We start from the raw sequence: 13,909 nt of genomic DNA, 5'->3' as shown, positions 1-13,909 counted from the left end.
GGAGAGCCGCATGGAACAAGCGCAGCAAGGGCAGCAAGGCCCTCTTGCAGGGGTGAAGGTGCTGGACATGACCTCGGTGGTCATGGGCCCCTTTGCCACCCAGATCCTTGCGGGCCTGGGGGCCGAGGTGATCAAGGTCGAATCGCCCGAGGGCGACAACATGCGTCACGTCGGCCCCATGCGCAACCCCGCCATGGGCCACATCTTCCTGCAGGCCAACCAGGGCAAGCGCTCCGTGGTGCTGGACCTCAAGCAGGGCGCCGCGCGCGAGGCCCTGCTGCGCCTGGCCGAAGGCTGCGACGTGCTGGTCAGCAACGTGCGGCCCCAGGCCATGGCGCGCCTGGGCCTGGCCTACGAGGACGTGGCGGCGCGCAACCCGCGCATCATCCACGTGAGCTGCTGCGGCTTCGACCAGCGCGGCCCCTACGCGGCCCGGCCCGCCTATGACGACCTCATCCAGGGCGCCACCGGCGTGCCCTGGCTGGCGCAGCAATACGGCGGCGGCGAGCCGGCCTATGCCCCCATGACCCTGGGCGACCGCGTCACCGGCCTGCACGCGGTCTACGCCGTCACGGCCGCCCTCTATGCGCGCGAGAAGACCGGCAGGGGCCAGGCCGTGGTCGTGCCCATGTTCGAGGCCATGACCCAGTTCATCCTGGGCGACCACATGGCGGGCCTGTCGTTCGAGCCGCAGCTGGGCGGCCCCGGCTATGCGCGCCTGCTCACGGCCCACCGCAGGCCCTATCGCACCAGCGACGGCCACCTCTGCGTTCTCATCTACAACGACAAGCACTGGCACAGCTTCTTCAACGCCATAGGCCAGCCCGAGCGCATGGCCGAGCCCATCTTCGCCACCCACAGCCAGCGCGCGCTGCACATCGATGCCGTCTATGCCGAAGTCTCGCGGCTGATGGCAGGGCGCACCACCGCCGAATGGCGCACGCTGCTGGACGCGGCCGACGTGCCCAACATGCCCATGGCCTCGCCCGAGGACCTGATTGCCGACCCCCAGCACCAGGCCACCGGCTTCGTGCACGAGATAGACCACCCCAGCGAAGGCCGGCTGCGCACCACGGCCAGCCCCACGCGCTGGAGCGCCACGCCGCCCGCAGAACGCGCCGCCCCCGCGCCGCGCCTGGGCGAACACACCCTGCAGGTGCTGCGCGACGCGGGCCTGACCGAGGCCGAACTGGCCGCCCTGCAGGCCAGCCGCGCCTGCAGCCAGGCTGCCGCGCTGCAAGACGCCCCACCACAAACACAAGCACAAGCACAAACAGAAGGAAACCGCCCATGCCCCGCTACCTGATCCGCGAACAAGACGTGCCCGGCTACAGCCCCGCCAACCACCACGGCACCGTCAACCGGCGCCTGGTCAGCGCCGCCAACGTGGGCGCGCGCCACATGGAGCTGGTGCTGGGCACGCTGGAGCAGGGCGGCGGCGCGCTGCCCCATGCCCACCCCGGCATGGAGCAGGCCTGCTACCTGCTGGCCGGAACGGCCGAAGTGGAAATCGACACCCCGGACGGCAAGGAACGCTTTGCCATGCAGCCCGGCGACACCTGCTTCTTCCCCGAGGACTGCATGCACATCTTCCGCGTGACCAGCGCCGAGCCCGTGCGCCTGCTGGTCTTCTACAGCCCGCCGTACGGCGAGAACCCGGAGCGCGTGCGCCGGCCGGCAGCCTGAGCGCCGTCACCCCACAGACACAACAAGCGAACAGCTACAAGCAACGGAGAACACACCATGGACTTTCTGTGGAACGAAGAACAGGAACAGATACGCGACGCCGTCGAGCGCGCCTGCGCACCCTTCGATGCCGACTACTGGCTGCGCAAGGACCATGAAGGCGGCTTCCCGCACGACTTCCACAAGGCCCTGGCCGACGCGGGCTGGCTGGGCATTGCCATGCCCGAAGAGTTCGGCGGCGCAGGCCTGGGCATCAGCGAAGCGGCGCTCATGATGCACACCATCTCGGCCACGGGCGCGGGCCTGTCGGGCGCCTCGGCCGTGCACATGAACATCTTCGGCCTGCACCCCGTCGTCGTCTTCGGCACGGACGAGCAAAAGCGCCGCTGGCTGCCCCCGCTGATCGCGGGCACGGACAAGGCCTGCTTCGGCGTCACCGAGCCCAATGCGGGCCTCAACACCCTCAAGCTGCAGACACGCGCCGTGCGCGATGGCGACGTCTACGTGGTCCATGGGCAGAAAGTCTTCATCTCCACCGCCCAGGTCGCCAACAAGATCCTGCTGCTGGTACGCACCAAGCCCGTGGAAGAGTGCAAGGGCACGGAAGGTCTGAGCCTGTTCTACACCGACCTGGACCGCGAACGCATCGAGGTGCGCGAGATCGACAAGCTGGGCCGCAAATGCGTGGACACCAACCAGCTGTTCATCGACGGCCTGCGCATCCCCGCCCAGGACCGCATCGGCGAAGAGGGCAAGGGCTTCTCGTACATCCTGCACGGCCTCAACCCCGAGCGCATCCTCATCGCGGCCGAGGCCGTGGGCCTGGGCCGCGCTGCCCTGGCGCGCGCCACCCAGTACGCCAAGGAGCGCGTGGTCTTCGACCGCCCCATCGGCCAGAACCAGGGCATACAGCACCCGCTGGCCCAGGCCTGGATGGGGCTTGAGGCGGCCCACCTCATGGTGCAAAAGGCCGCCTTCCTCTACGACAGGGGCCTGCCCTGCGGCGCCGAGGCCAACGCCGCCAAATACCTGGCAGCCGAAGCCTGCGCCAAGGCCTGCGAAACCGCCATCTTCACGCACGGCGGCATGGGCTACGCCAAGGAATACCACGTGGAGCGCTACATGCGCGAATCCTGGATTCCCCGCCTGGCGCCCGTCAGCCCGCAGCTCATCATGTGCTTCATCGCCGAAAAGGTATTGGGCTTGCCTAAATCGTATTGACCCCCTGAGTCGCTTCGCGCCTTCCCCCTTCTCGCTGCGCGGAGGGGGACGACACCCTCGGTGCGGGGCGGCCCTTCCTCGGTGTCTCAAAGTTTAGGTGCGCGGGTTTTGTGGCTGCGAACCATCTGAAGTCCCATGATTTATCAATCTGTATTTCAGAGGTAGCCATGGTGCAAGATGCCATCTCGCTTGCTCCCCATCCGCCGCCTCTCATGAAGACCCACCTGCTGCGCTATTTCGTCGCCCTGGCCGAGGAACGTCACTTCGGCCGCGCGGCCCAGCGGCTGTGCATCACCCAGCCGCCGCTGAGCATGGCGCTCAAGACCCTGGAGCAGGACCTGGGCGCCAGCCTCATGGACCGCGACGCCAAGAACGTGCGCCTCACCCCTGCGGGCGAGGCCTTTCTGGTCGAGGCACGCAAGGTGCTCGCCCAGCTGCAGCACGCGGCCGACGTGGTGCGTGGCGTGGCCGAAGGCATGCAGGGCCGGCTGGACGTGGGCATCACCGGCTCCATGGTCTACCGCCAGGTGCCCGACTTCTGCCGCGCCTTCCGCGCAGAGCGCCCCCTGGTCGAAGTCTGCCTGCACGAAATGTCCACGCGCGAGCAACTGCAGGCCATTGCCAGCGGCCAGATCGACTGCGGCTTTCTCAACATAGGCACCCCGCCAGACGGCCTGCAGACCCTGTCGATTGGCGAGGAACCCTTTGTCTGCTGCCTGCCCGCCACGCATGCGCTGGCCCGGCAGCCTGCCATCGACCTGCGCGAACTGGCCCGCGACACTTTCGTCATGTTCGCCCGCGAAGTGGCCCCGGCCAACTACGACAACGTCATCGCCTGCCTGCAGCAGGCCGGCATCCACCCCCACACACGCCACGCCGCGCGCCAGTGGCTCACCGTCATGGCCCTGGTCTCGGCAGAGCAGGGCGTGGCCCTGGTGCCCAGCTGCATGCAGCGCGTGGGCATGAACGGCGTGGTGTTCGTGCCGCTGCGCGGTCCGCAGCAGGCCATGACGCCCGCTGTCATGGCCTGGCGGGCGGACCAGCCTGCGGCGGTGCTGCAGGCTTTCATTGAGAGGGTGAGGGCGATGGCCTCCACCGCCGTCAAGGGTGGTAGGGGTTGAGGGCTGTCACCTCTACAGACCCTTCGCAGTAGTGCATGGCGAAAACCACCAGCTCCTTACCATTCGATTGGGTGATGGCCTCCACGTGCCAAAAAGGCACTTTTTCTCCTGGAGAAAACGTCACCTTGGTGATATCGAATGCGTACTGAGGAAACTTCTCTTTCAGTTTTTTCAGTACATTCGTCCGAACCAGATTAAGGTCATGGTTTTCGCAAGCGGTTGCGTTTTTTGCGTCCCCGTATGCGGTGACCAGCAAGACTGCGCCAGCCAACACACTGCGCAAAAAACTGGATCTTGTCAGAGCTTTTTTCATATCAACGGCCTGTGAAGTAATTGACCAAGGCCGTTGATGGACGAATGCTGGCTGAAATTATGCGCGGATGTGCGGCGTTGTGCGGGCACCATCATCCAAGACGGGTTGCCATGGTAATTTCTCCTGTTTTAGCCTGAAGAAGGCACCATGGCTTCCTGGTGTCATACACTTGGTTTATTATTGCTTCAATAGATTTCCATTATCCCATTCTCATTGGCCGAGTATTTGCTTTCCGAAACTGCTCGAGCAGAAACGACCTTTCCCCCTGTGCCGGCCAAATGAGGGTACATGTAGCACAGAACTGCGACTTGCAAATTTGCTACTGGAATGCTACCAGCCATGGTGAAACCATTGTTATAGCAAGTTGGAATTCCTCGAACTCCAACGGCGAGTGAAAGATCGCCACCTCTCGCGACAGAAAAGTCAACTCCTGCACTTGCAGATACTCTTGTATATGAACCAGCACGTGGGTAAGGATCGTAGCTTAGAGATAGAACAGGTCTGTAGTCCCATTGGCCACCAGGCATGTAATAGTAGTTGGAATGTTGCTTAAATGACATTTCCTTTTGCAGGGAAGCCGGTTCACAATGAAGGGGTATATTCCTTTCATCGCTACCAATTACCATTTTTCCAGGAGATTCTGGATTTTTGTCTCCGTACATTTCACACAACCTCTTGTTGAATTCAATTGCTTCATCATTTTGATTGGTGGTTTCGTAGAGATACGATCCATTTGATAGCTTGACTAGATTGATGGTCACAGTACCATTCATTCCAGCCATGCTGCCAGAAATACTTCTGGCGACCATTGGCATGCCGTTCTTTTCAATTTCCTCATTCCCTATCAGAAAATCTTGAGCCATTGCAGAGATTGATACGAGAAAAAGTATAGATCCGGTCAGAATTTTACTTGGCATAGCTCCCTCTGTGCTGAAATGTTAATAGGCCTTTGCTGCCACATGGCAGTGAGTGACGCTATCAGTCTAAGTTCTTTCGAATTTTCAGATCAAGTGGAGAATGCTGTCGTTTTCTATTTTTCTGAAAAATAAGATACTTCCTAGGAATTTGCGTGAATTGACGATCAGCGGTCTAAACACAAGCATTCGGATTCAAGATGAGCAAGGCTTTTGCTGATTCGCAGGCTTGATGAATCCGTAAGTTTCTGGGGCCGTACATCTGAGTGCTCTTGCCGCTTTGGCAGTACCCCTGCGTCGTCGCCGATCGAGTCTGCCCACGTTGCCACTACGCGGGCCGAGGGAGATGCGATGTGACGGGGTTTGAACTGAGAGACAGGCGCCCGGAATCTGCCGGTCACCACGGCCCCAGCCACACGACTCAGTCCGATGGCACAGCGTCGGTACTGCCCAGAATCTCCGCCACCTTGAGCGCCAGCGCCTCCAATGTGAACGGCTTGGTCAGAAGCTGCGTACCGGGGTGCAGGTTTTCCTGGCTGAGCGGAGATGCCTCGGTGAACCCGGTGATGAAGAGCACCGGCAGGTCGGACCGGGCCAGGCGTGCCTCGTCGGCAAGCTGCTTGCCGTTCATTCCGCCGCGAAGCCTCATGTCCGTGATCAGCATGTCCACCCGGGTTCCGGCACGCAGCACCTGAAGCGCGGCGGCTGCATCGGCCACGGCAAGCACCGTGTAGCCCAGGTCGACAAGCGCCTCGTCGATGAGATGGCGGATCGGGGCTTCGTCATCCACGACCAGCAAGGTCCTTTGGGCAGGAACCACCACCTGCCTTGCCGCATCGACCGCGCGTTCTGCAACGGGCGCGGCGTCGCACCTGGGCAGATACAGGCAGACCGTGGTGCCCTGGCCCGGCTGGGAGAAGATCCTGACCGCTCCTCCCGATTGCCGCGCGAAGCCGTAGATCATCGACAGCCCCAACCCTGTTCCATGGCCCACCGGCTTGGTGGTGTAGAACGGCTCGAAGGCGCGTGCCATGGTCTGCTCCGACATGCCGGTGCCCGTATCGGTGACGCATAGCGACACATAGCCGCCCGGCGGAAGATCCCACTCCCGGGCTGCCGCCTCTTCAAGCTCGATATTGGCTGTCCTGATGGTCAGCCGGCCGCCTTCGGGCATGGCATCGCGGGCGTTGATGCACAGGTTCAGGATGGCGTTCTCCAGCTGCGTTCCATCGATTTGCGCATGCCACAGATGGGCTGCCGGCACGATGTCGATGTCCACGCTGGCGCCCACGGTCCTGCGCAGCAGGTCCTCCCAATCGGCCAGGAGCGCGGCCATATCGGTGGGCTTGGAGTCCAGGATCTGCCGGCGCGAGAACGCAAGCAGCCGCTGCGTGAGCGTGGCGGCGCGCCGCACCGCCCCCTGCGCTCCATGGATGAAGCGTGTGAGGTTGTCCACCTGGCCGCGCGCCAGCATCCGCTGCAGCAGCTCCAGATTGCCCATGACGGCCGCCAGCAGGTTGTTGAAGTCGTGCGCAAGGCCACCCGTCAACTGGCCCACGGCCTCCATCTTCTGCGACTGGCGCAGTTGCTCCTGCACCTTGGCCAGCGCTTCGGCCTTGGCCATTTCGGAGGTGATGTCGCGGCCCACCGCATTGATGCGGCCTGCCGCCGAACGCGTGGACCAGGAGATCCAGCGGTAGCTCCCGTCCCGATGGCGGTACCGGTTGTCAAACCGGGCATGCGCCATGCCTGTGGCCAGCTCCTGCGTGTCCTGGATGGTGCGCGCCAGATCTTCCGGATGGATGAGATGAAAAAGCGTGGTGCCCAGCAGCTCGTCTTCACGCCAGCCCAATACCTCGGTCCAGGCCGGGTTGACCGCAGTGATGATGCCCTCGAACGTGCAGCGCATCATGATGTCGGATGACAGCTGCCACAGCGCGTTGCGGTCGGCCGTGCGCTCTGCCACCTGTTCCTCCAGCGTGGCATTCAAGCGCTCCAGCGCGGCCTGGGCCTGCTTGCGCTCGGTGATGTCGGAGGCCGCTCCCAGCCAGCCGGTGATGGCGCCTGCGGCATCGAACAGCGGCACAGCGCGCGAGAACGCCCAGCCCACGCTGCCATCGACTTGGTTCACCCGGTGCTCGATCACGTAGTCCGTCTTCGTGCGGATGGCCCGCGCGATCTCCGCGCGCACCAGGTCGCGGTCCTCCGGGGGGATGTAGTCTTCCAGCCAGTTCGTGTTGGACGCCTGCGTGTCGGGGATGAACCCGCCGCCTGCCAGCTGGTGCAGCTCGCTCCAGTCCGCACTGATGGAGTAGCGCACTTCCGAGGAGGAGCGTACCAGCGCATCCAGCCGCTCCTCGCTCTGGCGCAACATGTCCAGCGCCCGCCGTTCCGCATCGATGTCCAAAATGGCGATGGCCGTGGCCACGACTTCCTTGTCCGCATTGCGCAGCGGCACCCCGAAAACGCGCGTCCATACCTCGAGCCCCTGGGGCGTGTCATAGACACAGTCAACGCCCGGCACCACCAACTCACCGCGGAACGCGCGGGCGGCCACAAACTGGTCGCGGGGAACGGGCTTGCCATCCTTGTCCCAACTGCGCCAGCGCCCGCGGTCTTCCTCGGCCGACAGCAGCGAAGGGATGGGGGTGTCTGGCAGGAAATGGCGGTAGGCCGGGTTGGACATCAGCACCTTGCCACCCTTGCCCACCAGGCACAGGCCTATCGGCAGATGCTCGATGAAATCCGAGAACAGCGTCTTCTGGTCCGCGACCTGCGCATCGAAAGGGTCCTGATCGCTGGCGCCCGCGCCCTGTACGGCGCTGGCATGGCCCGCCGTGGCAATCGCCAGCTGCGCCCGCAGCCTGGCGTTTTCCTCGCGAAGCAGGGCAATCTCTTCGGACTCTTGGATCATGGGGGGGTGGAGCGGGGCGTTGGGTGGAGGAGAGGGGGCAGCTCGCCGCTGGCGGGGACGGCGATGCTGCTGGGGATCATAGCTGTGACTGCTGGTGCGACCGATGTTGAGGCTGCAGTCCTCGGTGCGGCAATTCTTGTGGGACTTCGCCCTCCCAGGGACTATGGGGTTGAACTGGCTGTGCAATGGGCTGAATTTGGGTCCCCAATGACCGATGAATCGATCGACGAACGCTCGAAATGTGCCATTGAAAATATGGAAGTCGAGAAACTTATTGAGAAAATGGCAAAAGGATGCATATTTCCGCCAATTTCTCGAATATGAATCAAACAAATCGGCAATGAATGATCTGCCCCGTCGTGCGGGCCATGGCTGAAGGGTGGCGGCGATAGGGCTTCCCTGCAGGAAACGTGCCGCAGGCACCGCCGCTGCTGTGACTTTCATGTCACACGGCACAGCTGTCACGAAGAATACTTATGTGTTGCCTAGAGTTCCCGCAGCGGTGGCAGGAGGCTACCGTCATTCTCATTAATAAGTTCAGTTCGTATCTCGCCAATGAAAAATCAAAAAACGTGCTCGCGCATTCTGGGACTCGCGATGGGCACCTTCTTCGCCTCTTCTTCCAGCCTGGCCTTGGCACAATCTTCCGTCACCATTTTTGGTGTGGTGGACGTCGGTGTCACCATTGCCAAGTCCGGCAGCAACAGGCTCAATGCACTGAACTCCAGCCAAGGCAAGACCAGCTTGCTTGGCTTGCGCGGCACGGAGGACCTCGGCGGCGGCAACCGAGCTCAGCTCTGGCTTGAAGGCGGCCTCAACCCCGATGTCGGCACTGGCGGCAGCAGCGGCTCCCTTGGCTTCGAGCGCCGCTCCACGATCGGGCTGAGCAACAATTCCTGGGGTGAAATCCGGCTGGGTCGCGACTACACCCCCAGCTACAACATCTTCACCGCTTTCGCGGGCCCCGACACCACCACCGGTGTGCAGGCCAATCTGTTCCAGACGATCCGCCAGACTGCCTACAACGCCGCCAGCCAAAGCGGCGTGGTCGACCGCACGCGCATCAGCAACGCCGTGGGCTACTTCCTGCCGAGCGACCTGGGCGGTATCTATGGCCAGTTCTCGGTTTCCTTTGGCGACGAGAACGCCTCCGGCTCTGGCGCAAGCAAGGCCCGCAGGTACATAGGCGGCAACCTGGGCTATCGCTCTGGCCCGCTGAACGTGGGTATCGGCTACGGCCGGATCGACGGTACCGCGGCCGTGGCTTCGCCCAGCGCCATCGCTGCAACCAGCGATCTGGAAGACCTGGTGCTGGGCGCCTCGTACAACTTCGGCAGTTTCCTGCTCAATGGCGGATACAACAGCCTGAAGTGGGAGCCCGTCAACGGCGCAACCTCCGGGAAGGTGGACGGTTTCTACCTGGGCGCGACCATCCCCATGGGGCAAGGCAGCTTGCGCATCAAGTACGCCAGCGCCAAGTTCAGCGGCAACGCCTCTGCCCTCACGCGCAGCGGCGGCAAGGCCGACAAGTATTCGATCGGATATGTCTATGACTTCTCCAAGCGCACCTCTCTGTACGCAGGGCTGGCGCGTGTCAACAACAAGAACGGTGCCAGCGTCGGCCTGATCGGCGGCCCTGCGGGTGTGGCCAACGCCGGCTCGACCGGTGTGGATCTGGGCATCAGCCACTCGTTCTGAGCGGCGCAGCGCCTTTTTCCATAGACAAAGCCTTCAAGCTTGGGCAGGCCCTTGCCACGCAGGGCCTGCCGATCTGCCTATCTACCTGTCAGGCTTGCCTCTTCTTCTCAAGACCTACTCGCCATGCGACCCCCCACTTCTTCTTCCTGCCTGGTGGCAGTGATCGCCGCCGCGGCTGCCTTGCTGAGCGCCTGCGCCGACACCCGCCCGCTCCAGGTCGCCGGCTCCGAGACGGTGGCGCAGACCACCGGCGTTGGCAGCATCCGCGCCATCGTCACGCGCCAGGACGTCCAGTTCGACGACAGGTTCTATTTCCCCTACGAAGGCCAACACCCCGCCACCAAGGCCGATTTCCCCAAGGGCTTTCTGCCAGCCTACGGTTCGGGCCTGGCCTTGAAGGGCAGGCGTGCCGACGGCACACTGGAGTTCTACGCCATCACCGATCGCGGCCCGAACGCGACCACCGGCCCGGTCACGCCGATCACCGACGGCTCCAATCCCGCGGGCTTTGCCAGTTCCACGGTGTTTCCCTCGCCCAACTTCATTCCGTCCATCGGCGTGATCGCCCTCGGAAAGGACGGAGCCAGGCTCGTCTCCACCCTGCCGCTCAGATTCAGCGCCACACAGAACGCCAACGGCCGCGTGCAGCCACGGGGCATCACAGGCAACACGGGCGAGCAAGTCCTGGACGACTCCTTCACCTATCCCGGCAAGGCCAAGGGCTACAGCGAATTCGGCCTGGACACGGAATCCGTGGTGGTGGATGCCGCACGCAATGCGCTGTGGGTGTCCGACGAATACGGACCCTTCATCGTGAAGATCGACCCGGCGACCGGCATCATCCAGAAGAAATACGGGCCCGGCACCGGCGCGGCCGATCTGCCGGCCATTCTCGCCAAGCGCCGCGCCAACCGTGGCATGGAGGGGCTGAGCATCGATGCGGCCAGCGGCAAGCTGCACGGTTTCCTGCAAAGCCCCCTGGACGACGGCAAGGCCGACTACACCACCGCTGCCGTTGCCGACGCCACTGGCAAATCGGAGAACGTGCGCGACTACGCTCGCTTTGTGCGTTGGGTGGAGTTTGACCCGACCACCGAGAAAACCCGCCTGTTTGCCTTGCCCGTGGACAGCCGCTGGTACAACCAAGGCAAGACCGGCAATGCCAAGCTGGGTGATGTGGTCTCACTGGGCAAGGGGAAATTCATCGCCATCGAGCAAGGCACGGGCAAGAACAAGAAAGTCTTCAACGACCTGGTTCTGATCGAGTTTCCGGCCAACGCCACCGACATCACCGCGCTGGGCTCCGACCTGGAAAAGAGCAGCCTGACTGGCAAGCCGGTCAATGGCTCGGACTATTCCAAGGTCGTGACGCTCAAGAAGACCCGGCTCTTCAACCTGAACGCCACCGGCTGGGTGGCCGAGAAGGCCGAAGGCCTGGCGCTGGTCGATGACTACACGCTGGCGCTGACCAACGACACCGACTTCGGTGTTTCGCTGGCCGTGCTGGACGCCAGCGGCAAGGAAATCGAAGGCTCGAACGTCACCAAATGCATGGTGGACGCCGAAGGCAAGATCGTGAAGGACGGCCAATGCGCCAAGGGCGCGGCGAGCCTTCGCTTCACCACCAATGACGTCAACGATCGCACGCAGCGACTGTGGACCTTTAGGTTCAGCAAGAAACTGAGCGAATACGGCGCTCCCTGAACGACTGCGACTGGGATTGGGACTGTATGGCATAGGCAAGACAACGGGGCCAAGGCGATCCAGGGCGGTTCGTCCAGCGCGAAGGCGCTGCGACGGGCCGCAACGCTGATGTCGCCTCCTCTGGCATCTGCACGGAGCAGCGCCGCCGTTGCGGCGCAAGTGTGGGCTTGCCGCAATGACTGGTCCTTTCTACCTTCGGCAGTGTTCCGGCATTGCCCAAAGCGGTAGTCTTCGAGTGCGTAGATGGCAGGCATACGTCCGAGCCAAGCACTTTCACAATCAAATCCTCCTCTGCTTGGCCATTTCAGAAGCGCCTTCAAATTCCATACTGGTTTCCTCGCGAGTCGAGGAAATTCAACAGAGAGCCGTTCAGAATCCAATTCCGGATTTTCGATGGCTTGGGATTGGCCAGTCATCGAATTCCTGAAGAGATAGTGCGTGCGGTATCCTCAGCCGCTCTGTGGAGGAGAAGAAAGTGGCGGTACTGATTCCTGCGATGGGGGCGTGCGTTGGGCGCATGACGCCTGGCGAGCGACGCCTGGCGAGCGACGCCTGGCCGAGCGGTTGGAGCAAAAGCTCGAAGACGATTACATGCTCTGGTATGACGTGCCCATCGGCCCCAAGCAGACGCATCCTGACTTTGTCGTCATTCATCCACGCAGGGGCGTTTTGATTCTTGAGACCAAGGATTGGCGGCTCGAGACGGTTCAAGAGGCGACCAAACAGGCCTGGACGCTCATCGTGGATGGAAGGCCCAAGGTCGTCATCAATCCGGCAGCCCAGGCGCGACACTGCGCCATTCAAGTGGTCAACGCACTGGAGCGAGATCAGCAACTCATTCACGGCGAAGGCCCTCATCAGGGAAAGCTGGCATTTCCCTGGGGCAGCGGCGTGGTGTTCACCAACATCACGCGCAAGCAGTTTGAAGAATCTGCACTGGACCAGACGATTGATGCGCATCTGGTCATCTGCAAGGACGAGATGCTGGAATCCGTTGATGCGGAGGCTTTTCAGCAGCGCCTGTGGAACATGTTCCCCCACGCTTTCGGCAAAGCCATGTCGGTGCCGCAGCTCGAGCGCACGCGGTGGATCATGTTCCCGCAGGTGCGTGTTCCGGTGCAAGGCAGCCTTCTGCCGGAAGACGCGGACGAGTTGCCGGACATCATGCGCGTCATGGACTTGCAGCAGGAGCAACTCGCGCGCAGCCTGGGCGATGGGCATCGCGTGATCCACGGAGTTGCCGGCTCAGGCAAGACCATGATTCTTGGCTATCGTGCGGAACACCTGGCCAAGACCGCTTCGACCAAGCCCATCCTCGTGCTCTGCTACAACGAGCCCTTGGCCGTGAAGCTCAATGCCTGGTTTGCGGCCAAGGGCCTGGCCGACCGGGTGCATGCCCGCAACTTCCACAAGTGGTGCCGCCAGCAGTTGGTGGCCTATGGCCAGACGCTACCCGCTCAGGGCCCAGGCATGTTTGATCAGATGGTGGAGTTTGTGATTCGCGGCGTGGATCGGCAACAGATTCCGTCCGGGCAGTACCAGGCCGTGATGGTCGACGAGGGGCACGACTTTCAGCCTGAATGGCTCAAGCTCGTCACCCAGATGGTGGACCCCGAGACCAACAGCCTTTTGATCCTGTACGACAGCGCCCAGAACATCTATGGCAAGAGCAAGGCGCGTGGGTTCAGCTTCAAGAGCGTGGGAATCCAGGCCTCTGGGCGCACGACCATTCTCAAGATCAACTACCGCAACACCAGGCAGATTCTGCAAATTGCCAACCGCGTCGCCGCCGAGTTCCTGCAACCCAATGCCCAGGATGATGACGGTGTTCCGCTGGTGCAACCCATCAGCTGCGGCCGCGAAGGGCAGGAGCCGCTGATCGTGCGCCTGCCGAGCTTGCGGGACGAACCCGCCAAGATCGCCGAGCTGCTGGCTGCGGCGCATCAGGAAGGCCACGCCTGGGGTGACATGGCCATCCTGTGCCGCGATCACGACTCCATGAACCAGTGCGCCATGGCACTTGGCCGCCGAAAACTGCCGCATCGCGTGCGACATCGTTCAGGTGACTTCGATCCACTGGCCGACACCATCAAAGTGATGACAATGCACGCCAGCAAGGGATTGGAGTTCCCGGTCGTGGCCGTTGCAGGAGTGGGGCAGATGCCGCGTGAAGGCGAAGATGCGGCGGACGAGGCCAAACTGTTCTATGTGGCTGCGACTAGGGCGACACAAAAACTGGTATTGACTGTGGCGGGTCAAGGGGCGTTTGCGAAGGCGCTGGTGAATGCGGGTTGAGGGCAGGGCGAGGACAGGCACAAGTCCGTGGTGCGGTGGTCAG

10 protein-coding genes and 1 pseudogene are annotated in these 13,909 nt (G+C 62.5%); 8 read left to right on the top strand and 3 right to left on the bottom strand.

The window, feature by feature from the left end; all coding sequences use genetic code 11:
* Positions 1 to 10 precede the first annotated feature (10 nt).
* The 4 genes from ACRSCF_RS15160 to ACRSCF_RS15145 all read left to right on the top strand — a co-directional run bounded on the left by ACRSCF_RS15160 (position 11) and on the right by ACRSCF_RS15145 (position 4,028).
* Positions 11 to 1,306: a CaiB/BaiF CoA transferase family protein gene (locus tag ACRSCF_RS15160; protein WP_052151727.1), complete on the top strand. Its 1,296-nt coding sequence runs from the start codon at positions 11 to 13 to the stop codon at positions 1,304 to 1,306.
* Entirely contained in the window at positions 1,291 to 1,686 is a 396-nt protein-coding gene (locus ACRSCF_RS15155; protein ID WP_012205502.1) for a cupin domain-containing protein, read from the top strand. The genes ACRSCF_RS15160 and ACRSCF_RS15155 overlap by 16 nt, the downstream gene beginning before the upstream one ends.
* A 57-nt stretch (positions 1,687 to 1,743) precedes the next feature.
* The gene (locus tag ACRSCF_RS15150; protein ID WP_016454642.1) at positions 1,744 to 2,907 is read left to right on the top strand and encodes an acyl-CoA dehydrogenase family protein; all 1,164 of its coding nucleotides are present in this window, start codon (positions 1,744 to 1,746) and stop codon (positions 2,905 to 2,907) included.
* A 167-nt stretch (positions 2,908 to 3,074) separates the two neighbouring features.
* The gene (locus tag ACRSCF_RS15145) at positions 3,075 to 4,028 is read left to right on the top strand and encodes a LysR substrate-binding domain-containing protein (protein WP_203399416.1); all 954 of its coding nucleotides are present in this window, start codon (positions 3,075 to 3,077) and stop codon (positions 4,026 to 4,028) included.
* On the opposite strand, the gene ACRSCF_RS15140 is transcribed toward ACRSCF_RS15145, so the two are convergent.
* From ACRSCF_RS15140 to ACRSCF_RS15130, 3 genes are all read right to left on the bottom strand, one after another.
* Complete coding sequence (locus tag ACRSCF_RS15140) at positions 4,009 to 4,341, bottom strand: hypothetical protein (protein WP_244451674.1); 333 nt, start codon at positions 4,339 to 4,341, stop codon at positions 4,009 to 4,011. The two genes, ACRSCF_RS15145 and ACRSCF_RS15140, sit on opposite strands and share 20 nt — an antisense overlap.
* 185 nt (positions 4,342 to 4,526) lie before the next feature.
* Positions 4,527 to 5,204, bottom strand: a complete 678-nt coding sequence (locus ACRSCF_RS15135) for a hypothetical protein (protein WP_244451673.1) — start codon at positions 5,202 to 5,204, stop codon at positions 4,527 to 4,529.
* 472 nt (positions 5,205 to 5,676) lie between these two features.
* Positions 5,677 to 8,169 carry a hybrid sensor histidine kinase/response regulator gene (locus ACRSCF_RS15130; RefSeq protein WP_244451672.1) on the bottom strand — a complete coding sequence of 831 codons (2,493 nt, stop codon included), beginning with the start codon at positions 8,167 to 8,169 and terminating at the stop codon, positions 5,677 to 5,679.
* A 63-nt stretch (positions 8,170 to 8,232) separates the two neighbouring features.
* Here ACRSCF_RS15130 and ACRSCF_RS15125 point away from each other — a divergent pair, with 63 nt between their 5' ends.
* From ACRSCF_RS15125 to ACRSCF_RS15110, 4 genes and pseudogenes are all read left to right on the top strand, one after another.
* Complete coding sequence (locus ACRSCF_RS15125) at positions 8,233 to 8,493, top strand: hypothetical protein (RefSeq protein WP_158528296.1); 261 nt, start codon at positions 8,233 to 8,235, stop codon at positions 8,491 to 8,493.
* Between the two features lie 273 nt (positions 8,494 to 8,766).
* Positions 8,767 to 9,867 (top strand): porin, encoded by a 1,101-nt coding sequence (locus tag ACRSCF_RS15120; protein ID WP_324623341.1) that lies wholly within the window; start codon positions 8,767 to 8,769, stop codon positions 9,865 to 9,867.
* Between the two features lie 123 nt (positions 9,868 to 9,990).
* A complete protein-coding gene (locus ACRSCF_RS15115; protein WP_244451670.1) occupies positions 9,991 to 11,571 on the top strand; it encodes an esterase-like activity of phytase family protein in 1,581 nt (526 codons plus the stop codon).
* 517 nt (positions 11,572 to 12,088) lie between these two features.
* Positions 12,089 to 13,866 (top strand): annotated as a pseudogene (locus ACRSCF_RS15110) (DEAD/DEAH box helicase).
* Positions 13,867 to 13,909: the final 43 nt, after the last annotated feature.

This window comes from Delftia sp. 11MD (assembly GCF_050907895.1).
GTDB lineage: Bacteria > Pseudomonadota > Gammaproteobacteria > Burkholderiales > Burkholderiaceae_C > Comamonas > Comamonas tsuruhatensis.
Note: the sequence above shows the minus strand (reverse complement) of the source record. Positions and strands in the feature narration are given on the sequence as shown.